At 60.1% G+C, this 24805-nt stretch carries 18 protein-coding genes and 1 pseudogene; 10 read left to right on the forward strand and 9 right to left on the reverse strand.

Going from position 1 to position 24805, the window contains the following annotated elements; all coding sequences use genetic code 11:
* Positions 1 to 245: 245 nt before the first annotated feature.
* Genes ACLH0K_RS05160 through ACLH0K_RS05175 form a run of 4 tightly spaced genes read left to right on the forward strand, consistent with a single transcriptional unit; the run spans position 246 to position 7657 of the window.
* Positions 246 to 2633, forward strand: a complete 2388-nt coding sequence (locus tag ACLH0K_RS05160; RefSeq protein WP_411375756.1) for an N-6 DNA methylase — start codon at positions 246 to 248, stop codon at positions 2631 to 2633.
* Positions 2630 to 3856, forward strand: a complete 1227-nt coding sequence (locus ACLH0K_RS05165) for a restriction endonuclease subunit S (RefSeq protein ID WP_411375757.1) — start codon at positions 2630 to 2632, stop codon at positions 3854 to 3856. The genes ACLH0K_RS05160 and ACLH0K_RS05165 overlap by 4 nt, the downstream gene beginning before the upstream one ends.
* Positions 3853 to 6945, forward strand: a complete 3093-nt coding sequence (locus ACLH0K_RS05170; protein ID WP_411375758.1) for a type I restriction endonuclease subunit R — start codon at positions 3853 to 3855, stop codon at positions 6943 to 6945. The genes ACLH0K_RS05165 and ACLH0K_RS05170 overlap by 4 nt, the downstream gene beginning before the upstream one ends.
* Positions 6932 to 7657, forward strand: a complete 726-nt coding sequence (locus tag ACLH0K_RS05175) for a M48 family metallopeptidase (protein ID WP_411375759.1) — start codon at positions 6932 to 6934, stop codon at positions 7655 to 7657. The genes ACLH0K_RS05170 and ACLH0K_RS05175 overlap by 14 nt, the downstream gene beginning before the upstream one ends.
* A gap of 175 nt (positions 7658 to 7832) precedes the next feature.
* Here ACLH0K_RS05175 and ACLH0K_RS05180 read toward each other — a convergent pair.
* The 4 genes and pseudogenes from ACLH0K_RS05180 to ACLH0K_RS05195 all read right to left on the reverse strand — a co-directional run.
* Positions 7833 to 8011: pseudogene (locus tag ACLH0K_RS05180) on the reverse strand (IS3 family transposase); the annotation flags it as partial.
* A gap of 301 nt (positions 8012 to 8312) precedes the next feature.
* Entirely contained in the window at positions 8313 to 10847 is a 2535-nt protein-coding gene (locus ACLH0K_RS05185; RefSeq protein ID WP_411375760.1) for a DEAD/DEAH box helicase, read from the reverse strand.
* Between the two features lie 435 nt (positions 10848 to 11282).
* Positions 11283 to 11777, reverse strand: a complete 495-nt coding sequence (locus tag ACLH0K_RS05190) for a GNAT family N-acetyltransferase (RefSeq protein WP_411375761.1) — start codon at positions 11775 to 11777, stop codon at positions 11283 to 11285.
* Positions 11778 to 11791: 14 nt separating this feature from the next.
* Positions 11792 to 12661 carry a ribokinase gene (locus ACLH0K_RS05195; RefSeq protein ID WP_411375762.1) on the reverse strand — a complete coding sequence of 290 codons (870 nt, stop codon included), beginning with the start codon at positions 12659 to 12661 and terminating at the stop codon, positions 11792 to 11794.
* Positions 12662 to 12808: 147 nt separating this feature from the next.
* On the opposite strand from ACLH0K_RS05195, the gene ACLH0K_RS05200 reads away from it, so the two are divergent.
* Positions 12809 to 14254 (forward strand): MFS transporter, encoded by a 1446-nt coding sequence (locus tag ACLH0K_RS05200; RefSeq protein WP_411375763.1) that lies wholly within the window; start codon positions 12809 to 12811, stop codon positions 14252 to 14254.
* A 29-nt stretch (positions 14255 to 14283) separates the two neighbouring features.
* Positions 14284 to 15279 (forward strand): nucleoside hydrolase, encoded by a 996-nt coding sequence (locus ACLH0K_RS05205; RefSeq protein WP_411375764.1) that lies wholly within the window; start codon positions 14284 to 14286, stop codon positions 15277 to 15279.
* Between the two features lie 111 nt (positions 15280 to 15390).
* Here the strand turns inward: ACLH0K_RS05205 and ACLH0K_RS05210 are convergent, their stop codons facing one another.
* Positions 15391 to 15543, reverse strand: coding sequence for a hypothetical protein (locus ACLH0K_RS05210; protein ID WP_411375765.1), 153 nt, complete (start codon positions 15541 to 15543; stop codon positions 15391 to 15393).
* Between the two features lie 51 nt (positions 15544 to 15594).
* Complete coding sequence (locus ACLH0K_RS05215; protein ID WP_411375766.1) at positions 15595 to 15846, reverse strand: hypothetical protein; 252 nt, start codon at positions 15844 to 15846, stop codon at positions 15595 to 15597.
* 262 nt (positions 15847 to 16108) lie between these two features.
* Between ACLH0K_RS05215 and ACLH0K_RS05220 the strand changes: the two genes are divergently transcribed.
* Complete coding sequence (locus ACLH0K_RS05220) at positions 16109 to 16819, forward strand: TetR/AcrR family transcriptional regulator C-terminal domain-containing protein (protein WP_411375767.1); 711 nt, start codon at positions 16109 to 16111, stop codon at positions 16817 to 16819.
* 57 nt (positions 16820 to 16876) lie between these two features.
* Here ACLH0K_RS05220 and ACLH0K_RS05225 read toward each other — a convergent pair whose 3' ends face one another.
* Positions 16877 to 17659, reverse strand: a complete 783-nt coding sequence (locus ACLH0K_RS05225; protein ID WP_411376410.1) for a GntR family transcriptional regulator — start codon at positions 17657 to 17659, stop codon at positions 16877 to 16879.
* Between the two features lie 113 nt (positions 17660 to 17772).
* On the opposite strand from ACLH0K_RS05225, the gene ACLH0K_RS05230 reads away from it, so the two are divergent.
* Complete coding sequence (locus ACLH0K_RS05230; protein ID WP_411375768.1) at positions 17773 to 18627, forward strand: class I SAM-dependent methyltransferase; 855 nt, start codon at positions 17773 to 17775, stop codon at positions 18625 to 18627.
* A gap of 159 nt (positions 18628 to 18786) precedes the next feature.
* Complete coding sequence (locus ACLH0K_RS05235) at positions 18787 to 19374, forward strand: class I SAM-dependent methyltransferase (RefSeq protein ID WP_411375769.1); 588 nt, start codon at positions 18787 to 18789, stop codon at positions 19372 to 19374.
* Between the two features lie 52 nt (positions 19375 to 19426).
* Here ACLH0K_RS05235 and ACLH0K_RS05240 read toward each other — a convergent pair whose 3' ends face one another.
* Complete coding sequence (locus ACLH0K_RS05240) at positions 19427 to 21370, reverse strand: S8 family serine peptidase (RefSeq protein ID WP_411375770.1); 1944 nt, start codon at positions 21368 to 21370, stop codon at positions 19427 to 19429.
* Positions 21371 to 21705: 335 nt separating this feature from the next.
* Positions 21706 to 23247 (reverse strand): alanine/glycine:cation symporter family protein, encoded by a 1542-nt coding sequence (locus ACLH0K_RS05245; RefSeq protein WP_411375771.1) that lies wholly within the window; start codon positions 23245 to 23247, stop codon positions 21706 to 21708.
* A gap of 214 nt (positions 23248 to 23461) precedes the next feature.
* On the opposite strand from ACLH0K_RS05245, the gene ACLH0K_RS05250 reads away from it, so the two are divergent.
* On the forward strand, positions 23462 to 24727 hold the full coding sequence (locus ACLH0K_RS05250) for a S8 family serine peptidase (protein ID WP_411375772.1): 1266 nt from the start codon (positions 23462 to 23464) through the stop codon (positions 24725 to 24727).
* The last annotated feature ends 78 nt before the right edge of the window (positions 24728 to 24805 follow it).

Below are 24805 nucleotides of genomic sequence, written 5' to 3' on the forward strand. Positions count from 1 at the left end.
TGAAGGTGTCCTCAAGCAGGGAGAGCATCTCCATTAGGCGGCTCTGCAGGAGCGCCGATACCGTATAGCTGAATAGGCAATGAACGGGGTCAGCCCCCGAGGCGTGGAGGAAACAACCAAGTATGAGTGCGCGAGCAGCTGCCAAACCGGCAACACATGTCTTTAGAGCGGCGGTCTAAGTGGTGCTCAAAAAGTCGGACCTCTATAGCTCTATATGGAAGGGAGCCGACGAGCTGCGAGGCGGCATGGACGCCTCCCAGTATAAGGACTATGTCCTGACGCTACTTTTCGTGAAGTACGTCTCGGATAAGTGGAAGGCTGATAAGCAAAGTCTTATCGAGGTGCCTGACGGTGGTTCCTTTGATGACCTCGTTGCGCTCAAGGGCAAGACCGGGATAGGCGAGGGCGTGAATGTCGCCATACAAGCTCTGGCGGATGCTAATGAGCTTAGCGGCGTCATTAACAACGCGGACTTCGATGATCGAACCAAACTTGGCGACGGACAAGCCCTCGTTGATCGCATTAGTAACTTGATCGGCATTTTTCAGGACCTCGATTTCTCAGGGTCTCGAGCCGAGGGCGATGACCTGTTGGGTGATGCTTACGAGTATCTGATGCGACACTTCGCTACGGAGTCGGGCAAATCCAAGGGACAGTTCTATACGCCTGCCGAGGTTTCCCGGGTGGTCGCGCAGTTGGTGGGCTTGAAGGCAGACACGCCAAAGTCGGCCACCGCTTACGATCCCACGTGTGGTTCTGGATCCCTCCTACTCAAGGTGGCGGATGCGGCTCCAAATGGCCTCAGCCTATACGGCCAAGAGATGGACAACGCTACCTACGCCCTCTCGAGGATGAACATGATCCTTCACGGAAACGAAACGGCTGAGATTGCTCAAGGCAACACTCTGGCCGATCCGAAGTTTCTGAAGGATTCGGAAACACTTCAGACTTTTGACTTCCTGATTGCTAACCCTCCGTTCTCATGGAAGTCCTGGACAAATGGGTTGACGAAGGAATATGGCCGTTTCGATGGCTACGCACGTCCTCCCAAAAAGAACGGAGACTATGCATTCCTGCTGCACATGCTCAAGTCGTTGAAGTCGACGGGCAAGGGCGCAGTAATCCTGCCTCACGGTATTCTTTTTCGAGGTAATACTGAGGCCGCCATTCGTAAAGAAATAGTAAAGCGCGGCTATATAAAGGGAATTATCGGATTGCCATCAAACCTCTTTTATGGGACCGGTATCCCCGCATCGATAATTGTGCTTGATAAAGAGAGTTCTGCGGGTCGGGTCGGGATCTTCATGATAGATGCGTCCAAAGGCTTCGAAAAAGCTGGCCCGAAGAACCGACTTCGGCCGCGAGACATGCACAAGATTGTTGATGTCTTCACTAACCAGATTGAGTTGCCCGGCTACTCGCGTATGGTCCCAGTATCAGAAATTGCGGACCGGGCTAACGATTACAACTTGAACATTCCTCGTTATATTGAGCCTTCAGGGGACGAGGATATTCAAGACCTCCATGCACACCTGCACGGTGGGATTCCCAACAGGGACATTGATGCATTAGCGCCATACTGGGACGCGTTTCCTACGCTCCGTTCGCAGATTTTCCGTCCCGTGCGAGATGGCTACTCCGAACTGGCCGTGGATCGGAAAGACGTCCACAAGGTTGTGGCAACTTCTCCCGAGTATCAAAAATTCTTCATTGACATTACTGCCGAAGTGGATGAATGGTGGACGTCACACCGAGCTGACCTGGAAGGAATAACGCGTGACACGAGACCTTCGGATCTCATCGAGTCCGTGTCTGAGGATCTGCTAGAACGCTTCCGCAAACTTCCTCTAATAGATGAGTATGGCGTCTATGAGCAGTTGATGCGCTACTGGAATGGAACGATGCATGACGACGTCTCGCTCATTATGGGCGAGGGCTGGGTTGCCGCTTCCAGGCCGCGCCCCGCGCGAATCGTAGGTTACGACGAAAAGAAGAAGCCCAAGTTTGAGTCTGCGGACGTAGTGTTCGGAACCGGTGTAAAAGCCGAGCGTTGGGTCATGGATCTTCTGCCGCCAGGATTGATCATCGACCGATACTTTGAAGAGCAAAAGCTCGAGTTGGACAAACTTGCGCTCGATGTTGAAAGCGCTGCCCAGACGCTGAAGCAGTACATCGAAGAACACGCAGTTGAGGAAGGTCTTCTGTTCGAAGCGGTAGATCATGAGGGCAAATTGACGAGCAAAGCTGCATCAGCGCGTCTAAAACAAGCTGTGATCGAAGCGTCAGATGATGAAGAAATTGCCGCCCTCAAACAAGTCCTGGCTCTTTACAGAGCTGAGGCTGCCGCGAAAAAGAGCATGAAGCTAGTGTCCTCCGCTCTAGATAATCGTATCATCGAGCGATACGGCAAAGTATCCGCCGAAGATGTTCAGATTTTGATTGTTGAGGATAAATGGGGTGCCACGATAAAGCTCAATATTATCCAGGTGCTATCTGATTTACGAGAGCGCCTGGTGGAGCGAATCCGCTTATTGGCCACTCGCTATGGCCAAACGCTTGGCAGCCTCGAGCGTGACATAGAAGAACTGTCGAACCGTGTCGAACGGCACCTGGCTGAGATGGGTATCGAATGAACGAGGGGGAAGCCCCTTGGCGAGAAGTGACTCTTGGAAGCATTGCATCCGTTACCCGGGGCGCTTCACCTCGGCCCATTAACTCCCCTCGGTGGTTCTCTTCAGATAGCACCGTGGGCTGGGTCCGCATAAGCGATGTCAGTCGATCGAACGGACGAACTCTTAACGAGACCAGTCAGAAGTTGTCCCAGGAAGGCATCGCCAGGAGTCGATACCTCCAGCCAGGGACTCTCATCATGAGTATCGCTGCCACTGTCGGAGTCCCGGTTATCACCGGTATCCCGTCCTGTATTCACGACGGTTTCGTGGCGCTCGAAGACTTGTCGGTGGACAAGCGCTTTTTGCTGTATCAGCTCAAGGCCTCCGAACGAGAACTTCGCAGTTCGGGGCAAGCCGGTTCGCAGGCAAACGTCAATACGTCGATCGTCAAAGCGCTAACCCTTAGGGTCCCCAGCGATAGCGCCGAGCAGCGCAGAATCGCGCAGGCTATGAACGATGTCGATGAACTTATTTCCGGCATCGAGCGCCTTGTCACGAAGAAAAAAGCGATCAAGCTGGGTATCTTGCAAGAGCTGCTCACGGGCCGGAAGCGGCTACCCGGATGGAGGGGGGATTGGACCGAGACGACGGTCGGTTCGCTTGGCAGCATGTTGAAAGGTAGGGGAATCCGGCGAGATGATGTCCGCCAAAGCGGAGTCCCATGCATTCGCTACGGGGAGCTCTACACTACATACCAGGACTACACAGGGCAGACGGTTTCGTATGTTGACCCTGACATGGCCGCAACCGCGCTTCCCATCCATTACGGAGATCTCCTCTTCGCTGGATCTGGCGAAACGAAAGAAGACATCGGAATGTGTCTTGGCTACGTGGGACAGGTTCCTGCCGTGGCAGGCGGGGACATCATAGTGCTCCGCGGGCAAGGATATGATCCTGTTTTCATGGCGTCCTTGCTCAATTTGCCCGCTCTAGCTGGAGAAAAGGCACGCGCCGGCCAGGGGGATGCGGTGGTGCATATCAGTTCCAGGGCGATTGCCGCACTGAAGATTCTAATACCCTCGCTTCCTGAGCAAAGTGCAATCGCTGAAGCCATCTGCAATGCAGACCAAGAGGTTCGGATCCTGCTCACGAAGCTTGAAAAGATGAATTCGATTAGACAGGGCATGATGCAGGAGCTTCTCACGGGTCGTACCCGTCTTAAGGATCACGAGGTAGTGATGTGAGTGACGTTGGTCAGCTAGAGCGGAAGACACAGGATCGTGTCGTCAAGCTTTTCATTAAGCGACTCCGTTATAAGTACCTAGGTAACTGGAGTGACAGACAGGCTAATTCTCACATCGAAGAGCAAATTCTTCGCCAGAATTTGCTGGCCAGAGGTTACCACGAGGATCTTGTCACCAAAGCCATTCATACGCTTCAAAGAGCGGCGTCCGTAGGGGGACCACGGTCACTATACGAAGCAAACCGAGAGGTATACAGTCTTCTGCGATACGGTGTGCCGGTCCGCCTTGGAGCGGGCGAACACTTTCGAACCGTCTGGCCGATCGACTGGTCAAATCTCGCAAGTAACGATTTTTATATTGCAGAAGAAGTAACAATTAGGGGTGAGCATAACAAGCGGCCCGACATAGTGATCTATGTGAATGGCTTGGCGCTGGGGGTTGTAGAACTAAAACGTTCCACGGTAACGGTCTCGGATGGCATCCGGCAGAACATAGGAAATCAGCAACAGAATTTCATACGGTCCTTCTTCTCAACCGTGCAGATTCTCTTTGCAGCCAACGATGTGGAGGGACTTCGCTATGGCGTCATAGAGACCCCCGAGCGGTACTGGCTCGAGTGGAAAGAGCCTTCCGAACTGCTTGGGCCTCTCGATCGTGGGCTGATACAGATGTGTTCAAAAGAGCGGTTTTTGGAGCTAATTAGAGACTTCATGGTGTATGACTGCGGAGTTAAGAAAACCGCTCGCCACAGCCAATATTTCGGTGTCAAAGCTGCGCAGAAAAGGATCTTGCGGCGTGAAGGTGGCATCATTTGGCATACACAGGGATCGGGTAAAAGTCTCACGATGGTTTGGCTGGCCAAATGGATTCGCGAGAACCAAGATAGCGCTCGTGTACTGATCATCACCGATCGAACCGAACTTGATGACCAAATCGAGATGGTTTTCCGTGGAGTGAATGAGAACATTCATCGAAGCCAGAGCGGTGCCGACTTGATCGGCAAACTGAATAAGTACGATCCGTGGCTAATTTGCACTTTGGTCCATAAGTTCCGCGGCAGCGATGACGACAAGAATCGTGACGAAAGCAGCCAAGCGTTTCTCGCTGAGCTAAAGTCTAAGATTCCGGCCAACTTTCGCGCAAAGGGTAACCTGTTCGTCTTTGTGGATGAAGCGCACCGCACACAATCTGGCAAGATGCACGATGCGATGAAAGAATTGCTGCCTGGTGCGATGTTCATCGGGTTTACGGGCACACCCTTGCTCAAAACTGACAAAGAGACCACAACAGAGCGCTTCGGGCCTGTAATCCACTCTTATAGATTTGATGAGGCAGTAGCTGACAGAGTAGTACTTGACCTCCGCTACGAGGCACGGAATATTGATCAGGATCTGACCAGTCCTAAGAAAGTGGATCAGTGGTTCGAAGCCAAAACTGCCGGCATGACGGACCTCACGAAGGCGGAATTGAAGAAGCGTTGGGGCACCATGCAGAAGGTGGTTTCCTCCGAGCCTCGCGCTAGACAAATCGTGCAAGACATCCTTCTGGATATGGAAACCAGACCACGCTTGATGGACTTTCGTGGGAACGCGATGCTTGTAAGCGGCAGCATCTACCAAGCGTGCAAGTTTTACGAAATGTTTGTAAACGCTGGCTTTGAGGACAAAGTCGCAATTGTTACGAGCTACGTGCCGAATGCAAGCGATGTGGCGAAGGAAAATTCGGGCACTGGTAAGAGCGAGAAGGTAAGGCAGTACGAGATCTATCGTCAGATGTTGGCGCGATTTTTCAATGAACCTGCTGACGCTGCGGTTCTTCGAATCGATGAGTTCGAAAAAGAAGTCAAACGGCGATTCGTTGAGGAACCAGGGCAAATGAGGTTGCTCATTGTCGTGGATAAACTACTAACAGGGTTTGATGCACCCAGCGCCACGTATCTCTACATTGACAAAAAGATGCGCGATCACGGGCTATTCCAAGCCATCTGCCGCGTCAACCGCCTCGATACGGATGACAAGGAATATGGCTACATTGTGGATTACCAGGACCTATTCAAGTCTCTCGAAGATGCTGTCAGCGACTATACCTCCATGGCGCTTGAAGGGTTTGAGCGAGATGATGTGGAAGGTCTTTTGAAGGACCGAATCGCACAGGAACGTGACGACCTAGATAAGGCACTTGAGTTGATTCGCGCCTTATGTGAGCCGGTTCGGTCTCCCAGGGAGACACTGCAGTTCCAACAGTATTTCTGTGCGGAGACCGCTGGGAACATGGAACAACTCAAAGCGAACGAGCGCAAACGTGTTGAACTATATAAGGCTGTATCGTCCCTCGTGAGAGCATACTCAACTCTTGCAAATGATATGACACGCGCTGGGTATACAAGCGATGAGGCTCGTGCAATCAAAGCTGAGATCGCACACTGGGTCAACGTCCGGGATGAAGTAAAGCTTGGAGCTGGTGAGAACGTAGATTTCAAGCAGTATGAAGCCGGTATGCGTAGTCTGCTCGACACGTACATAAGGGCGGAGCCATCGGAGACGGTTGCCACGTTCGACAACATGGGCTTGGTTGGTCTGATACAAGCGCGAGGCGCCGCGGCTCTTGACGAACTACCTGCTGGTGTCCGACGTAACGAAGATGCCGTAGCCGAGACGATACTAAACAACGTCCGCAGAACCATTGTTGACGAACGTGCGCTAAATCCGAAGTTTTTTGATTCGATGTCTACTCTTTTGGATGCCTTAATCGAGCAGCGTAAGCAGGAGGCTATCGACTACGCATCCTTTCTGCAGAGCCTTCTGGATCTCACCGAGAGGGTAGGGAAAAGATCCACAGGCCGCAAGTATCCAACGTGGGTGAACAGTGAGGCGCAACAGGCTCTCTTTGATCTTGGATGGGATGACGATGCAACGCCAAAGCTCATATACGAGACCATCCAGAGAGAAAAGCGAGATAGTTGGGTGGGCAGCAGGTTCAAGGAAAAGGAAGTGGCTAACGCAGTTCGAGCCGCGTTACCGGCTGGCTTTGATGAGGGGAAGTTTCTTGAACTCTTCAGTCTTATAAAGCAACACGATGAGTACCGCTAACTCCCACATGCTTGTGTCCGGAATAGAGGTGGACGTCGTCTACAAGGACATCAAGAACCTGCATATCTCGGTTTATCCGCCTTCAGGCCGTGTGAGGGTGGCAGCTCCTAATCGTTTTGGGGACGATGCCGTACGTCTTGCCGTAGTGCAACGCCTCCCTTGGATAAGGCACCAGCGCGAGCAACTTCAAGGCGCTGAGCGGCAGACGCAGCGCAAGATGCTTTCAGGTGAAAGCCATTACGTGTGGGGTCGTCGTTTGATCCTGAACGTCTCCGTCCAGGGCAAACCGGACGTGAGTGTCAGGGGAAAGACCCTTTGGCTGCTCTCACCAGAGGGATCGAGTGCAGAGGTCCGGCGGCGCACGCTTGACCGTTGGTATCGATGCCAATTGAAAGCGAAGCTGCCCAGACTGGTTGCCAAATGGGAGAAGCGGCTAGATGTTAAATCTGCGGCCTGGTCCGTCAGGAGAATGAAGACAAAATGGGGAACGTGTAATCCGGATACCGCTCGCGTGTGCTTCAATTTGGAGCTTTCCAAGAAGGATCCTCGTTATTTGGAATACATCGTTGTGCACGAGCTGGCACACCTGCGCGAACGAACGCACAACGAGCGTTTCATCGCCCTTTTGGACGAACACTTGCCCCATTGGCGTCTGTTACGTGACGAGCTTAACCAGGCACCTCTATCCGCAGAAGAATGGGACCAGCTTTAGTCGATGATTTGTTAATGCAGTTTGCTCTATGGTGAGGTTCCTGTCCTGTCGTTGTTCTTTATCTCCTAGTTAAACTAAATGCAATTCATTCGCTCCGCTCATGAAATGCACCTGCGCATGACGTGTGGCTTGTCTTGTTGAAATTTTCGCGACATATGTGTGTAGGAATAGCATCCGCCGTGAGCGCGGTCCGGTTGATTGTTTCACATTGATGGACGTGAGTTTCACCAGCCGTCTTTGCCGTCGCCGGCCGCCGTAGGTCCGCTCGATCCAGGTCGTGATCGCCAGCCGAAGATTCTACCTGGTGAGCCACCGCTGACGGTCCAGGAGGTTCTACTCCAGCAGCGTAAAGAATGCTGACTTTAAGGCGTCGACGCTTGAAGAAATAGCTCTTTCTGTTGAGGAAACTTAGGCACCCAATCCTGCACCCCAATCCTGAAGAAAAGACGCTCGTCGGAGGCACTGCAACTCTCAAGTTCCTGGTCGGACTTTCGGGCTTGATCACGCTCAACATCTCACAAAAATGAATCGGAGCCGGTATCGAAAGGCGCGGCCCTCATAAGAGCCGCGCCTTTCTTATCCGTGGCTTCGGTGGCTCTCAATCGAGAGTAACTACTCGCCTAGATATACCGAGAAGGATTGGGTCTCACGACCGTCATGTCAATAATCTTGAGCTGTGAACAGTGATGACTTGATCGGAAATTAGCTTGAAAGTCTTCAGTGCGTCAGTCACCGCGTGCGCGTTCGTCCACGACTTAGCTGAGGCCAATGTGTTTGCGAACGCAATCACGTGATCACGAAAGCCCTCGAGATCCTGCGGGGTGATAATTCTCGTGTCTACGGGTAGCTGAGCCTTTTCGTGAAGACTTTTTCCAGGGTGAACTAAGACGGGAATTCGCTTTGTGGCTTCCGGGTGATGCTGAACACTCCATTCTAAGGAATGTAATAGCTGGCCGGCCTCAGACTTGATTATCGAAGTGTCATTTCTGTTCACTTCCGTTTTCAATTCAATAACGGCATCGACATTGGGGCTCAACCGCCACAGATTGTCGGGTCCGCCATCGTTATAGTCCTTTTCGGGACGAATGGACGAGAATCCCAAATGCAGTCCGAGTAGCCGAAACTGCTCCTCTGCGAGTGAAGCCGTTTCTTCCAGGCCCCAGGAAATATTGTCAAATATGCTTCCGAATCCGAGTCGAAGTGTATTCGCATCGGAGTAGGTTGCCGCAAGATACTCCGCAGCCGACGTTCCTTGAAGAGCGGGTCCCTTGATGGCTTTTTTAGGAGGCGATACGTATGGCTTAAGGGTTCCGGAGTTCAATCCTCGTGCTGCGGAAAGAGTTTTCTGGGCGGCAAGAGGCTCAATCAATTGCTGGTAGGATGCCAACTCCTCGAGATGCCATCCTTTTTCAAGATCGTCAGAAATAGAATCGATGCCTGATCTAAGAACTGTTACGGCAGCATCAATATCCCCAGCAATAGATTTATCAAATGCGCGCCGTCGGGCCACTGAAATCTCTGAAATTCGGCCCTCTTTCTCGTATTCGACGTCCGCCAGAGCCGCTCGGCTGGTGCCTACCCACTCTTCATCGCGTTGGAGGAAAACGTTTAATGCTTTACGTATCTCGCCCAGACCCTCGTTTTCGATTTGCTCGGAGACCATCTCGCTGAGTTCAATCTGTGCGCGCGTTGCAGGTGAGTACAGGGATCTCAGCTTTTCGCTGCGCAAAGTCAGGGCGGCGTCACGTGTCATAAGCAGTACTGCACAATAGTCTTCGACGTCTCGGATGCCCCGGCCCATGCCTTGTTCTATGCGTTGCACTTTTCGGGCTTCAAACGTCCTAGAACCAATGAGCGCAGCAGCTTCCCGCTGATCGCTTGGGCCCAGAGCTGCGGGAATACCGTCGATGATAAGAAGCCGGCACGCTGAATGTGGTAGGTCGACCCCATCGTATTTGTTTACAAGAACGACGAGACCAACGTGCTCTCCATCCGACAACTTGTCGATTGTCGGTGCCATGTCCGTCACGTGCAAGATCTGATTTGCATAGGGTTCCCAGTATGCAGCCGCCTTGTCGCTTGGAACGAGGACGACCACGTTGATTGGGGTGCACGTCGCCGCGTTTTCTCCTTCCTTGCAGACCCCGTCTGCAAACTCCCGAGCCATTTTTCGTACAAGGGTCTCGGATAAGTTCGGATTTATAGATAGAGGAGCCAAAATAAGCCGATCACCGAGGTCCGACGCGCGCTCAGGTGTTATGGGCCTTCTGACGTCATCCGGTCGTGCACCTAGCTCAGTCACCAGGACACCTTCATCGTCGAGTGTGGCGGTGAGGTAAATCCTTCGGTCGGCCAGTGCGAAGGAAGGGACAAGGTCAACGTGCGGGCATGGCAACTTGATCTCTACGGACCCGCGAGTGAATGTTATAACCGACAAGCTTATGTGATCTGCAACGAATGGCCATGAGAAGTAAAAGGACCGGAGCTTCTTGTCGTTCTTGTATTTTCGTAGAATTTCAAGAGTTGCGGAAGCTCGATCTACAATTGCTTTCGGGGGTACGCGAAGAGGGGCGCTGTAGTCCCCGGCGGCCAGGTCGGAATAGCCCTTAGGGCTTTGGTGTTTGAGATCGTGAGCAAACAACTCGAGAAGTTCTTGGTAGCCCGTATCGGACCGGCTTAGAATAGCGGAGAACTGGTTTCTAGCGGCAGCGAGAGCAGCGTGCGCATCGTCGACGATGATGACGCCCAGAGGGATAACTTCCTTATAGCCTCGCACTCCAAAGGTGCTTTGTCCATTTATTAGCCGGTGAAACGTCGCTATCAGAATAGCCTTATTAGATAGAAAACGTTGATCGGTTGGATCCTCTGTTACGGTGATACCGACTTCGGTGGCGGCGGCGACAACTTGTTTGATGAGAAAAGTGTCCGGCACAAGGTAAACGGCTGGGCCAACCCCTTCATTCAAACTGGACTGAGCCGTTAGGAGGCCGACCAGGGTCTTTCCGCTGCCGGTATTCAATTTTATAACCAAGTCGCGGTCTGTACGTCGGTCAAACCATGATTTGAGAACTTCACCTTGCTCGGGGCGCAGTCGCGGCCATGGCTTGTCAGGCAAAGCTGCAAAAATGTCACGTGGCTGGATAAGACGAGTTATTTTTCCAGCGTTGATCTTCTTAAGGTCGAGCGGCAAAGTAAGTCCCCTAGTTTACGAGAGCGCGGAAGTTGCATTGAATCTATACCATTCTCCGAGTCTGTGACGCACATGGGGCTTTCTTAGTGGAAACGGGAAGAGGCAGGAAGCCAATCCCCTTGATGACGCTGCAGACCTCTAGAACCAGAAGAGGCAGCGAACGGACCGTTAGTCGTAGGAGGAGCGGGCTCGCGAACGCCGTGAATGGGAATCACGGCCGCGGCCAGCGGAGTATAGCTGCCTCTGTTCGAACGCCTCTCGCCGCAATGACGCCCCCCAGTGCATAACCAGCGCCATAACCCCGCCATAGAGGCAGCCCGTGCTCACGGTTTGGACAGGCCCAGCCAGCGGAAGGGCCCGCCTCAACTATTCCCATTGGACTTGTTCAACATCGGCATCAGTGGCATCAGCGGGCCCAGCCAGCCAGGGCGTCTCCTACAGCTCCAGCCGGAACACCCACAGCAGCACGTCTTCGCCCGGCACGTACCAGTCCCGCTCCGGTACGCGGCGGAAGCCCAGCGACTCATAAAGGGCGTGGGCTCGTTCCATGAACGTGGCGCTGGTGATGCTGATAGCTTCGATGCCGGGCAGACCCTGGGCATGTTCTACAATCTCCCGCACGACCGCCCGGCCCATGCCGCCGCCCTGGTTCGCCGGGTCCACCGCCAGCATCCGGAACTCCAGCTCCCCGTCCCCGGCGATCTCGCTGTACGGCTGGCCGGCGAACGTCAGCGTCACCGCCGCCGCCACCGCCCCGGCAACCTCCCCCACCCACACCTGCGCGTGCTCGGCGCGGTGCTCCACATCCTCCAGTACACCCATGTACGGGTGGTCAGCTTTGAAGTGCCCGGCCCGGAGATAGGCGTCGCGGGTGATCCGCCGGACCTCGGGAAAGTCCGCCGGCACGGCCCGCCGGAAGGGGACAGTCATAGGGAGAGCGACGTTCAAGAGGAAGCGCCCGACGCGGCGGCAGTCCGCTCCACGTAGTGGCCCAGCTGTGCCAATTCCGGCTGGGACGACGGGTCACCCACGGCATCCGCCCCCACAGCATTCGCCACGGCTAGTGCGCGCGTGTAGTCCAGCCCGCTCCGGAGCCCCAGGACCAGCGCGGCGCAGAACGCGTCGCCGGCACCTACGGTGTTCGCGACCGTCACCGCAACGGAGGGGGCCTCGGCCACCTTCCGGCCGTGCTCGAACATCGCCGACCCGTCCCCGCCATACGTCACGGCGACCAACTTGGCCTCCGCGAGGGCGGGGATCAGGGCGTACTCGCTTTCGTTGACGATCACCAGGTCACACCGCTCCAGCAGCTCCGCCGGCAGGTCCATGGCCGGCGCCGCGTTCAGCACAAAGAACCCGGGTGCCTTCCGGGAGGCCTCCAGCACCACGTTCAGGCCCACCTCCAGCTGGCACAGGACCGTTTCGTCGGAGGAGAACTCCACCCCGTCCAGCGACAGGTGCGAATTCGCGCCCGGGCACACCACGATCTGGTTCTCGCCGTCGCTGTCCACCACGATCAGCGCCGTTCCGGTCGGCTGGGGGAGGACGGCGACGTCGGAGGTGTCAACCCCGGCGGCCCCCAAAGCATCCAGCATCCGCTGCCCGGACGCATCCGTACCCACGGCGCCGACCATCCGCGCGCTGCCGCCCAAACGCGCCGCGGCCGCGGCCTGGTTGGCGCCCTTGCCGCCGGGCTGCTCGGACAGGAGGGCGCCGCCGATGGTTTCGCCCGCCGTCGGAAGCCGTTCGGCGGTGGCGATCAGGTCCAGGTTGATGCTGCCGACCACGGTGACGGCAGGGCGTGTTGTGTTCATGGGAAAACTCTCTCAGGGGGAGGGCCGGAAGCGGCCGGGTTTTGAAAAAGTGTAGCGCATGGTTGTACTTGTGAGTCATACATGGTTGTATAACAACCCGAATCGCCGCCAAAGACGATCCCTTCTGCTCGAACAAAGGAGTTTGATGTGAACACCCCAACCCCCGCCACAGCCGCGCCGCCCGCGGAAGGAAGCGCCGCCGTCGTCATCCCCGACGACGACGCGGCCAAGCTCTCCGGCCGCCGTGCCGCCCTGCTGATCTCCACCCTGCTGCTGGGCGTGCTGTCCTTCCAGCTGAACGCCAGCATGGTCACCCCCGCGCTGCCACAGATCGCCGCGAGCTTCGGCGAAAGCGCGGACAGCGCCGCGCCCGTCCAGTCCATGTTCTTCCTGGCCGGCGCCATCGCCGGACCCGTGATCGGCCGGTGGAGCGACTTCATCGGCCGGCGCGCCGCGCTGCTGCTGGTCCTGGGCATCATGGGCGCCGGCACCATCCTCTGCATCGCCGCGCCCACCCTGCCGCTGCTCGTCACCGGCCGGTTCCTGCAGGGCGTCTCCAGCGCCGTGTTCGCGCTCACCTACATCGTGCTCAGCGAGAACCTGCAAGCCAAGGTCTTCGGCACCTCCGTGGGCATCATCGCTGCCATCAACGGGGGAGTGGGCGGCGTGGACGGCTACGTGGGCGGGCTCATGGCCGAGACCCTCGGCTTCCGGTCCATCTTCGTCGTCGTGCTCGTCCTCACCGCCATCGCCGCCGTGTGCATCTTCCGTCTGGTGCCCGCCGGACGTCCTGTTGGGGTGCGCGGCGCCATGGACTGGTGGGGCGCCGGCTCCCTCTCGCTGTTCCTGGTGTTCCTCACCTACTTCGTGTCCGACGGTTCGGCCGCCGGCTGGACGTCGCCCACCGCCCTGGCCCTGCTGGCCGGCACCGTTTTGTCCTTTGCGGGCTTCTGGTTGATCGAGAAGCGCCGCAGCCACCCGCTCATCGCCGTGCACCACCTGCGCTCCCGCCAGGTGTGGCCCGTCATCGCCACCACCGTCCTCACCCTGGCCGGCATCTTCGCGGTCATCAACTTCACGGTGGTGCTGCTGAGCCAGGATAACGACGGCGGCTTCGGGCTTTCCGCCTCCATCTCGGCTTTGCTGTTCCTCACCCCCGCCGCGCTGATCGGCGTCTTCGCCGCGCCTTTGGCCGGGTGGCTCGCCGACCGGCGGGGGTGGGTGCGTACGTTGCGGCTGGGGACCTCGCTGAGCCTGGTGTGCGCCGTGGTGGCCGCTGTGTTTTCTTCCAGCCCGGTGGCGGTGTTTATTGCCATTGCCTGCCTGGGCATCTTCTACAACGGCTTTTTCCTGACCGCCATCAACGGGCTTTCGGTGCTGCTTTCGCCCAAGGAGGCCCCGGCTGCGCTGCCAGGCATCAACGGTGCGTCGTTCGGGATCGGGGCGAGCCTCGGCGTCGTGCTCGTGGCGCCGTTCGCCGCCGTGGGTACTTCCGCGGGCTACGCCACCGCCCTCTGGATCTCGGTGGGCATCACCGCCGCCGCGTTCATCGTCAGCCTCTTCGTCGCCGCCCCCAAGGGCGAGACGGTCTAACCCCTCTATCTGTTTCGAAGGAACCTATTGTGACTGCCCCCGTTTACCTGGACTGCGACACCGGCATCGACGACGCCCTCGCCCTGGCCTACCTGCTCGCCTCGCCACTTGCTTCCGTGGCGGGCATTGGAACCGTCAGCGGGAACGTCAGCGCTGCGGTTGGTGCCCGGAATACTCTTGATCTGCTTTCGTTGGCCGGGGCTGCTGCCGTGCCGGTGGCTGTTGGCGCGCACGATCCTCTTGTTGGGTCCTTTGCCGGCGGGTCGCCGTGGGTGCACGGGGAGAACGGTGTCGGCGAGGTTGAACTGGCACCCTCTGCTGCTTCTGTTGTTGGCGAGTCCGCGGCGGAGATGCTGGTGCGGCTGGCCCGTACGTATCCCGGTGTTTTGAGGGTGGTGGCAATCGGGCCGCTGACCAACATTGCCGAGGCGTTGCGGCTGGAGCCTGCGCTGCCGTCCCTGGTGGAGTCGGTGACCGTGATGGGCGGGGCCGCGCTGGCGCCGGGGAACATCACGCCCGTGGCCGAGGCGAACATCTGGCACGACCCCGAGGCCGCCGCCCTGGTGCTGGCCGCCGACTGGGACGTGACCCTGGTGCCGCTGGACGTCACCATGACTTCTGTTCTGGAGGAGTCGCACCGGCAGGTTCTGCTTTCTTCTCCGGCGACGGTGCCGCGGGTGCTGGGGGAGATGCTGGGCTACTACTTCCGGTTCTACGAGGGCATCTACGGCCGGCCCTGCTCCGCGATGCATGATCCGCTGGCGGCGGCGCTCGCTGTTGGCGCTGTTAAGCCTGCTCTCGCGCCCGTGGTGCGTGCCGCCGTCGACACCTCCGACGGGCCGAGCCGCGGGCAGACCGTGTGCGACATGCGCGGGCTGTACGCGGGGTACCCGGAAGTGAAGGGCGCGAGGTGCCGCGTGGTCCTCTCGCTGGAAGAGGACTTCGCTCCGCACCTGGTGGAGACGCTGCTGCACTACTTCGAAGGTACGACGGCGGCGCTCGCCTCAGCGAATTCCGTCGCCTGAGGTCTCTCGGGAAGCAGGGCCTCCGGAATGCGCCAGGTCAGCTGTAAAGCACTTAAAAGTTGGGGATGAGGACTGAAAAGCCCGCCCGTTGTTGGCAACGGGCGGGCTTTTCTAATCACTTTCCGCGAGCTGAACGATGCTGTCCGTATCCTGCTGATGGGCGGGGGCATCGCTAAGTCCGTCGGGTGTGAGGTCCAGGTTGTTGATGCTGACGGGGGTGCTTGCGGGGCCGATGGCGTCGCTGATACTTGTCATGGTCTTCATGCCTTCAAAATGATGGGTGTTGGTGTTGCCAGTGGGAGGCTCAAGTTGCGCTCAGACCACTGACTGGTAGCTGGTGAGGATGTAGTCGGCCGCTGCCGGGCCCTTCATCCGCAGGCGCCGGCCGGGGCTCACACGCTGTCCCATTGCGGTCCAAAAGGCATGCTCGGGTTGGGGTGTCTGCTGGGACAGGAAGCACCAGCTGGTATAGAGGCCGTAGAAGCAATCCCCGTCAAGGTTGGTTTCCGAGTCCTGATCGGGATAGGTGGCTTCGTTGAGGAACTGGTCGAACTGTGAATGTGCCACGATGGCTCTTTTCACTACGGTGCAGTTGTCCGCCGTGGGCTACAGCGGCATTACACCCAATGCACTGCACAGGGGCATTGGACGGGAGTGCCGGCCCCACATCAAAGTTTGCGGGCCGGCTGCAAAGATGGCCTGATCCTTTGGCTCAAACCAAGGTGACAAGCTCTCTACAGCGTAGGCTGTAAGTGTAGATGTGACAAGCAGCCGCCGTGTACCCCCACATATCGGCGGCCTTGCCGCCACCAGCAGGAACGGACCTTCCATGGCCTCCCACAAAAAGTCTTCCGGACAATCAGGGAGAGCGCGTCTCAGCAGAAACCGCGTGCTGGCAGCAGCCCTTGAGCTGGTGGACAGCGAAGGCTTGGAGTCCTTGAGCATGCGCAGGCTTGGGCAGGAACTGGGCTGCGACCCCATGAGCCTCTACCGGTACGCCGCCAACCGTGATGCCCTCCTGGACGGCATCACGGAAATGGTGATCGACGAGCTTGCCGTTTTTCCCGATAACCCGGACTGGCAGGACCAGCTGCGCCGCACCGCCCACGACTTCCGGCTCCTGGCCCTGCGGCACCCCAATGTGGTGCCGCTGCTGGTGACCCGGCCGCTGTCCACCCCCCTTGGCCTGCGGCCTTTGGGTGTGCTGCGGCCGCTTGAACAGATCCTGGCGTTGCTGATAAAAGCCGGCTTCGCACCCCGGGACGCCCTCCACGTGTACCGCGCCTACTACGGGTTCCTCTACGGACATATCCTCAATGAGCTCCAGGAACTGATAGTGGACCCGGGGGAAACCGAGGCGCTCCTGCGCCTGGGCCTGCACCGCCTGCCACCAAAGGACTTTCCCCACCTTCGGGCGCTGGGCCCGGTCCTCGCCAACTACGACGGCGAAGCCGAACTGGATAAGGGACTTAACATCCTGCTCACCGGACTCACCGCGCAGTTGGCCTTGGGCGGACAGGGCGACGCCGTCCAGCCCTGAGCCAGCGCGGCGATACCAGCGGCTGCACCTTTCGACGGCCCTGCGGCCGCGTGCTGCTCAGGACTGGAACTGCTGCATCACCGAGAGGTGCCCGGCCCGGGCCGATACCAGGCACTTGGCCAGGTAGAAGGGCCGGCTGCCGTTCCGGACATACTGCGTCAGGACCAGCACCGGGTCCGACGGGCGCAAATCCAGCAGCTTCGCCCGGCTTGGCCCCACCTGGCTGAGGCCGATTTGGCACTCACCCGGCCCGGCCAGCCTGCCCAGCTGCTTGTTGAGCGTGGCAAGCAAGGTGGCGCCGCCGTCGTCGTTAATCTCAAGGGGCGCCGCGGCGCCCTTCCCGAAGCTGACGGGCTGGGCCGTGACGTTTTCCTGCAGGTGGGCGATGGCCTCGCCGTCGCGGATCAGGACGGACTCCCAGAGCCAGCAGTCGGTGCCGGGCTCGACGCCGATGCCCGGCGCGACGAATTCGGAGGCTGCCTGCCGGACCACCTGCGTGCGCTTGACCTCTACGCGCTGCCCGGGGGAGCCAAGGACGTCCTCGAACGGCTGGATGCGTTCGATGCCGATGCGGGGGAGCGTGTCCGAGACGAAACGTCCGACGCCGCGCCTCGCCCTGATCAGCCCGTCCTCCTCGAGGAGCATGAGGGCTTCGCGGACCACGGTGCGGCTGACTTTCATGTCCGTGCCGAGTTCGGTTTCGGTGGGGATCATGGAGCCGGGCGTGAGGAGGCCGTTGCGGATGGCCTCGGCAATCCTTGAGTACACCGCCACGCGCAGCGGCGAGCCGGGCTGGGCGGCCACCGGCTGGGACAGGAACCGGGCGGCGTCCTGGTGCACGTTCTGCCTCGCTATTCGTCTGGTGGTCCGGGGATTCCAGCCTACCGGTGGGACGTGCTTGTTGGACAAGCACGCCCTTCCTTCAGCCTGGAGCTCCGCTGTAGTGTCAGGGCGTGATACTCCCCGAAATCTCCCAGGACGCAGTGGCGGTTGCGGACCACTACGACGAGCTCGATCCCCTTTACCGCCGGGTGTGGGGGGACCATGTCCATCACGGACTGTGGACGACAGGCCGCGAGACGCCGGGCGAAGCCGTCGAGGCGCTGGCCGACACCGTCGGCGACCGGTTGCGCCTCAAGCCCGGCCAGGAGTGTGTGGACATCGGCTGCGGCTACGGCGCCACCGCCAGGCGGCTGGCGGCGGCACGCGGGGTGCGCGTCACCGGCTTCACGCTTTCCACTGAGCAGTCCCGCTACGCCGCCGCGCATCCCGTGCCGAACGTGGACATCCATGTTCGGGACTGGCTGGTCAACGGCCTGGCCGAAGCCTCGGTTGATGCGGCATGGGCGATCGAGTCCAGCGAGCACATGGTCGACAAGCCAAAATTCTTTGCCGAAGCGCGCCGCGTGCTCGCGCCCGGCGGCCGCCTGGTTGTCTGCGCGTGGCTTGCCGGGACTGATGCCAGCGGATGGAAGGTCCGCCACCTGCTGGAGCCCATCTGCCGCGAGGGGCGCCTGCCCTCGATGGGCACGCGCGAGGACTATGAGGCGATGGCAACTGCGGCGGGCTTTGCGGTCACCGGCTACGAGGACGTTAGCGGACGGGTTGCACGTACATGGTGGATCTGCGCCGGCCGGGTTGTGAAGGCCATATTCTTTGATCGCGAGATGCGCAGTCTCGCTTTGGGGGCACGCAATCGTAGCGCTGTCCTGACTATTCCCCGCCTGATTTTGGCATACAGTACCGGTGCGATGCGCTACGGAATATTCACGCTGTCGAGGGCCGGGGACAACGGGGAGCGGCGGTAACCCGGCACATCACCGCAGCAGAAGCCGGTGTGACCGCAGGCACCCCCTCACGAAAGGCACCGCATGGACCTGCCGGCTGAAGGCGCCGCTCACGGTCAAAAGTCGGAGCGCGCTCAGCATCCGCGGTTCGCGCGGGCATACGCGCGGGCGGTGGACAGGATGAACCGCCGCGGAGCCACGGAGCACCGCCGGCGCATTCTCGCGGACCTGCACGGCTCCGTCGTCGAGATTGGCGCCGGCGCCGGGTCCTCCTTTCCGCTCTACCCGCCAGCGGTAACGCACGTCCTGGCGCTGGAACCCGACGATTACCTGAGGAACCTGGCCGAGCAGGAAGCCGCCAGCAGGGCACCCGTGCCGGTGACGGTGACTGCCGGGGTCGCTGAGCGGGTCCCGGCGGGCACTGCCAGCGTTGACGCCGTCGTGGCAAGCCTCGTCCTGTGCAGCGTCAAGGACCAAGCCACAGTCCTTGCGGAAGTCCGCCGTGTGCTGAAACCGGGCGGCGTGCTGGCCTACTACGAGCACGTCCGTTCCGAACGGCTTCTGCTGGCCGCTGTTGAAGACCTGCTCACGCCTGTCTGGCAGCTCGCCGCCGGAGGCTGCCATCCGAACAGGGACACGCTCCGCATGATCAGGGAGGCGGGATTTACGGTCCAGGACAACGAGCGGTTCGGCTTCGCTCCCTTCGCCCTGACCCCTCCCGTGGCGCACATCGTGGGCACGGCCACGAGCCCCGGCCTTCCCGGGTGAACGAACCTGGAGCAGGGCAGCTAGCACCCGGTTCTGAACGCCCGCACTGGGGTCAGCTGATGGCGGTCATGTCCTGCCAGCCGCCGCCGACGTGGATGCGGGCGCCGAAGGTGCCGTTTCCGGTTCCGGGGTAGGTCCAGAGGTTGCCGCCGGAGTCCCTGGCGGTGAGGTCGGGCTTGCCGTCGCTGGTGAGGTCTCCGGCTGCGCTGATGGCGGTCATGTCCTGCCAGCCGCCGCCGACGTTGATGCGGGCGCCGAAGGTGCCGTTTCCGGTTCCGGGGTAGGTCCAGAGGTTGCCGCCGGAGTCCCTGGCGGTGAGGTCGGGCTTGCCGTCGCTGGTGAGGTCTCCGGCTGCGCTGATGGCGGTCATGTCCTGCCAGCCGCCGCCGACGTTGATGCGGGCGCCGAAGGTGCCGTTTCCGGTTCCGGGGTAGGTCCAGAGGTTGCCGCCGGAGTCCCTGGCGGTGAGGTCGGGCTTGCCGTCGCTGGTGAGGTCTCCGGCTGCGCTGATGGCGGTCATGTCCTGCCAGCCGCCGCCGACGCTGATGCGGGCGCCGAAGGTGCCGTTTCCGGTTCCGGGGTAGGTCCAAAGATTGCCGCCGGAATCACGGGCAGTGAGGTCGGGCTTGCCGTCGCTGGTGAGGTCTCCGGCTGCGCTGATGGCGGTCATGTCCTGCCAGCCGCCGCCGACGCTGATGCGGGCGCCGAAGGTGCCGTTTCCGGTTCCGGGGTAGGTCCAAAGGTTGCCGCCGGAATCACGGGCCAACAGATCGGATTTGGCGTCCCCCGTGAAATCCCTCGCTGCAGGGAACGGAGCAGGCACCGGGCCTATGTTGAGCAGGCGGTTCGGGGTGCCAGGTGACGGGTTCGTGATGGTATCGGGGGTCGCGGTGGACGCCAGTTCCGCTGTTATTTCCGCCGGTGTGGCCGCAGGATTACGGGCGAGGAGCACTGCCGCGGCGCCGGCAGCATGGGGCGCCGCCATCGATGTCCCGCTTCCGGTTCCGGCCGCGGTGGGCGACGAATGGAGAGCGGAGGTGATACCTACGCCCGGGGCGTAGAGGTCAACACAGCTTCCGTAATTGGAGAACTTAGCCTGCCGGTCCGAGGAGTCGCTTGCGGCGATTGTCAGTGCCTCCGGTACTCGGGCAGGCGAAGTGTTGCACGCGTCTACGGCGTCGTTCCCGGCGGCAACGGTTGTTGTAACACCGTCAGCGATGATTCCCCGGACTGCAGCATCCACCATGGTGCTGGCGGTACCGCCGAGGCTGAGGTTGGCGACCGCGGGAGTTCCGGCCGCGTGATGGGAGGCGATCCAGTCAAGGCCGGCAATAATGTCCGACATATACCCCAGGCCGTTGCAGTCCAGGACACGGACCGGTATGACTGTGGCAGCCTTCGCCACTCCGTAGGTCTGGCCGGCGACAACTCCGGCGACATGGGTGCCGTGGCCGTTGCAGTCGCTGCTGCCCCGCCCGTCGTTCACGGCTGTCCAGCCTGCGGCTACCCGGCCCCCAAATTCTGTATGCCCGGCCAGCACGCCGGAATCAACGACATAGGCGTTCACACCCGCCCCGGAGGACGGCGGCGTGAAGGTGCCCGAGAGGGGAAGGGCGTTTTGGTCGATCCTGTCCAGGCCCCAGGGTGCCGACTGCTGGGTGTCAAACACTTTGATGGCGTCGTCCCGCTCAATGGCGGCTATCCGGGGAGAGCGGGCCAGGGAAGCTGCCTCTGCTTTAGTTGCGGTGACAGCGGCCCCCTGTACGGCAGCGGAAAAAGTTTTCCGGACTTGCACGCCTGCGGACCGCAGGTTTTCGGCCTCTTTGTCCGCGTTGGCGCCCTTGCTGAAACTGACCAAGTACCGCTCGCTGTCCGAGGGCGATTGCCCGGGAGGGGCGGGCACCGCGGGGGTGAAGGCAGCGGCGGGCGGGACTGCGAGCATCATGGCAGCCATCAGCACACCGAACGAGCTTCCAAATCGTTGAGGGAATGACATGGCGTTCTCCTGTTCACCGACGCGTCCTGGGGGACAAGCAGGCGCCAGGATGCAGGCTGTACCGGCTGCCCAAGGAAAACTTCTTTCCCGCCGCGCTCTTTGTCTTTCCCCAGCTGCTCCGGCTGGGCCCGGAGCCTATCCGCCAGCGCTGCCCCTGACCTGGGGAACGAACGCTGGGAACGCGAATATCTTAACAAAACTTGTCAATCAGACACTACAAACTTGCAAACTGTGGCGGCTCGTTGTTGACACGTAAACATCGCATGTAGGACAGTGCGCCCGTGCCGTATAGACGGCACGGGCGCACTGTGACCTTTTGCAGGAAGCTCAGGAGGCTAGCTGCGGGCGGCTTCCTTTTGGAGGTCCGCCCGCTTGTAGGACTCCCAGAAGGTGGCCCCGGTGATGTCGAGCGGCCGCGGGTCGAAAACAGGATCCAGGCCGAGCTTCTGCTGCCGCTCGTAGTCCTTGAGCGCCTTGAGGGCGGGCTTTTGCAGGATCAGGATGCCGACGATGTTGAGCCAGGCCATCAGGCCCACTCCGATGTCGCCCATGGTCCACGCGTCGGCGGCAGTGTTCACGCAGCCGTAGGCGACCGCGATGAGGATCGCCACCTGCAGGGCCATGGTGGCCACCCGGCCGAAGCTTGCCTTGATACCGGGCACCAGCCTGTTCGAGGACTTGCCCAGGAGGAACCGCAGGTTGGTTTCCGCCATGTAGTAGTAGGCGATGATGGTGGTCAGGCAGAAGAAGAACAGCGTGATGGCGATAAATGCCGCGCCTACACCCGGGAACACGGAATCGAAACCGGTCTGCACGAACTGCGGACCAACCGTGGCGGTGGCAGACAGCAGCCCGCCCTCGGCGAGGATTTCGCCATCCTCGCTGCCTCCGGCGAAGACGCGGTAGGCGCCGGTGGAGAGGATCAGGAAGCCGGTCGCCGAGCAGACGAACAGCGTGTCGATGTAGACCGCAAACGCCTGGACCAGGCCCTGCTTTGCCGGGTGCGAAACTTCGGCTGCGGCGGCAGCGTGCGGGCCGGTTCCCTGGCCGGCCTCATTCGAGTAGACACCGCGCTTGACGCCCCACATCACGGCCAGGCCGATGATCGCGCCCAGTGCAGAGTCCATGCCGAACGCGCTGCGGAACACCAGGGAGAGGATTTCCGGCAGCTGGCCGGCGTTGAGGATCACAACGATCAACGCAAGGAGGATGTAGCCGGCGGCCATGAACGGCACCACGAAGGACGCCACGCTGGCGATGCGCTTAACGCCGCCGATGATGACGAACGCCAGCACGATGACGGTGCCGACGGCCACGATCCAGGGTTCTATGGTCCAGGCGCCGCCGATGGCGGTGGCCATCGAGTTGGCCTGGACTCCGGGCAGCAGTACGCCGCAGGCCAGGACGGTCACGGCGGCGAAAATGTAGCCGTAGACCTTGAAGAAGCCGGCGCCCTTGGTGTGGGCGAAGGCACGGGAGAAGTAGTAGGCCGGGCCGCCGCGGTACTCGCCGGTCAGCGGGTCGCGGGTCTTGTAAATCTGGCCCAGGGTGGATTCGATAAAGGACGTGGACGCGCCGAGGAAGGCGACAGTCCACATCCAGAACAGGGCTCCCGGCCCGCCAAACGCGATTGCGGTGGCGACGCCGGCGACGTTGCCGGTGCCGACGCGGCCGGACAGGGACATGGCCAGGGCCTGGAACGACGAGACGCCGGAGGCCGACTTTTCGCCGTGGACCAGTTGCTGCAGCATTCCCTTGATGTGCCGTACCTGCAGGAAGCGGGAACGGACGGAGAAGTAGACACCGGTGGCGAGGCACAGGTAGACGAGCCAGTCGCTCCAGATCACGCCATTGATGGCGGACAAAACATCGCTCATAAGTGTGGGTTCCCTCCATAAAGAGCGTTGGTGATGCTGTGTGTGCAGCACGTGGTCGATGGACGCAAAGGGCGTACACAGCACAAAAACCTGTGAAGCATCTCACACGGCGGCAGTGTTAGTCCAAACGGGCCGAAGGGAGGGGCTTTGTGCCCCGAAGGTTGGGGGACTTTCCCCCTATCCAGCAGGTGCCGCCGCGCGCACTATTGGCGCTATGAGAAAAGTCGTCCTGGCTATCTTCGCCGCATCCATGATGGTGACCGGGACCATCGCCTCGGCATTTCCTGGCAGCGCAGCCCCGCCCGAGCAATCCCAAGCGGGCCGGATCCTGGTCAAATTCCGCGACAACGGCGCCGCGGCCGATGTTCTGCGCCGTTACGGTCTCGGCGAGGGCGCCGAAATCGGCGGCACCGGCACCCGGGAATTCTCCGTGTCTGCCAGCCGGGAGTCCCAATTGATTGCCGCGCTCAGCAACAACCCGGCAGTTGAGTACGCGGAGCCGGACCACGTTGTCTACGCAGCCTCCGCTGACCCGCTCTTCGATTACCAGTACGCGCTGAAAAACGTCGGCCAGTCATTCCCCAACAACAACCCCGACTACCCCATAAACGTCCCCGGCGGCACCCCGGACGCTGACGTCGACGCGGACGAGGCCTGGAACATCACCACCGGCAATGGCATCAAGGTGGCTGTCCTGGACTCCGGCGTGGACGGCAACCACGAGGATATTTCGCCCAAAGTGGTTGCGCGGGCGAATTTCAGCAGTTCATCGACCAGGACCGGGGACGTGATCGCCGAGGACTACTACGGGCACGGCACCCATGTGGCCGGGATCGTGGCCGCCAGTACGGACAACAGCCGGGGTGTGGCCGGGGTGTGCCCGGGCTGCACCATCCTCGCAGGAAAAGTGCTCAATGACAGCGGCGTCGGTACCAGCTCGAGCGTGGCAAACGGCATCAACTGGGCAGTCAACAACGGCGCGAAGGTGATCAACATGAGCATCGGCGCGCAGGCGTCACGAACACTTGAAGCTGCCGTGAACAAGGCCTGGAGCAAGGGAGTGGTGCTCGTTGCCGCGGCTGGCAACGGCGGCAACCAGGCCCGGATCTACCCGGGCGCCTATTCCAACGTGATTGCGGTCGGTGCCACGGACAACAACGATGCCAAGGCAGCTTTCTCAACCTACGGCTCAAGCTGGGTGGACATCGCTGCACCTGGGGTCAACGTCTACTCCACCTTTCCGAACCACCCGTACGCACTGGCCGGGCCCAACAACCGCGCACTAAGTTACGACGTCGGCAACGGCACATCGATGTCCTCTCCGATTGTCGCTGCCGTTGCGGCCATGGTTTGGAGTTTGCATCCAGGGGCCACCGCCACATCAGTCCGGGAACAGGTCGAGTCCTCGGGCGAGGTCAAGAACGGCATGGAAACCCTGTGGAAGCACGGCCGCGTCAACGCCTATAACGCCGTCAGCTAGCGTGTATTTGCTCCTTCCGGCAAGGCTTAGGGGGCTGGACCCATGAACCGGGTGCCATACTGAGCCATGGTCTCTTCC

The sequence above is a fragment of the Arthrobacter sp. MPF02 genome (assembly GCF_046605375.1).
Classification (GTDB): Bacteria; Actinomycetota; Actinomycetes; order Actinomycetales; family Micrococcaceae; genus Arthrobacter.

Excerpts from the sequence above, each read along its gene's own strand:
- ACLH0K_RS05160 (WP_411375756.1), top strand. The coding sequence starts at position 246 with ATGGACGCCTCCCAGTATAAGGACTATGTCCTGACGCTACTTTTCGTG.
- ACLH0K_RS05165 (WP_411375757.1), top strand. The coding sequence starts at position 2,630 with ATGAACGAGGGGGAAGCCCCTTGGCGAGAAGTGACTCTTGGAAGCATT.
- ACLH0K_RS05175 (WP_411375759.1), top strand. The coding sequence starts at position 6,932 with ATGAGTACCGCTAACTCCCACATGCTTGTGTCCGGAATAGAGGTGGAC.
- ACLH0K_RS05190 (WP_411375761.1), bottom strand. The coding sequence starts at position 11,777 with ATGACTGTCCCCTTCCGGCGGGCCGTGCCGGCGGACTTTCCCGAGGTC.
- ACLH0K_RS05195 (WP_411375762.1), bottom strand. The coding sequence starts at position 12,661 with ATGAACACAACACGCCCTGCCGTCACCGTGGTCGGCAGCATCAACCTG.
- ACLH0K_RS05210 (WP_411375765.1), bottom strand. The coding sequence starts at position 15,543 with ATGAAGACCATGACAAGTATCAGCGACGCCATCGGCCCCGCAAGCACC.
- ACLH0K_RS05220 (WP_411375767.1), top strand. The coding sequence starts at position 16,109 with ATGGCCTCCCACAAAAAGTCTTCCGGACAATCAGGGAGAGCGCGTCTC.
- ACLH0K_RS05235 (WP_411375769.1), top strand. The coding sequence starts at position 18,787 with ATGAACCGCCGCGGAGCCACGGAGCACCGCCGGCGCATTCTCGCGGAC.
- ACLH0K_RS05240 (WP_411375770.1), bottom strand. The coding sequence starts at position 21,370 with ATGTCATTCCCTCAACGATTTGGAAGCTCGTTCGGTGTGCTGATGGCT.
- ACLH0K_RS05245 (WP_411375771.1), bottom strand. The coding sequence starts at position 23,247 with ATGAGCGATGTTTTGTCCGCCATCAATGGCGTGATCTGGAGCGACTGG.
- ACLH0K_RS05250 (WP_411375772.1), top strand. The coding sequence starts at position 23,462 with ATGAGAAAAGTCGTCCTGGCTATCTTCGCCGCATCCATGATGGTGACC.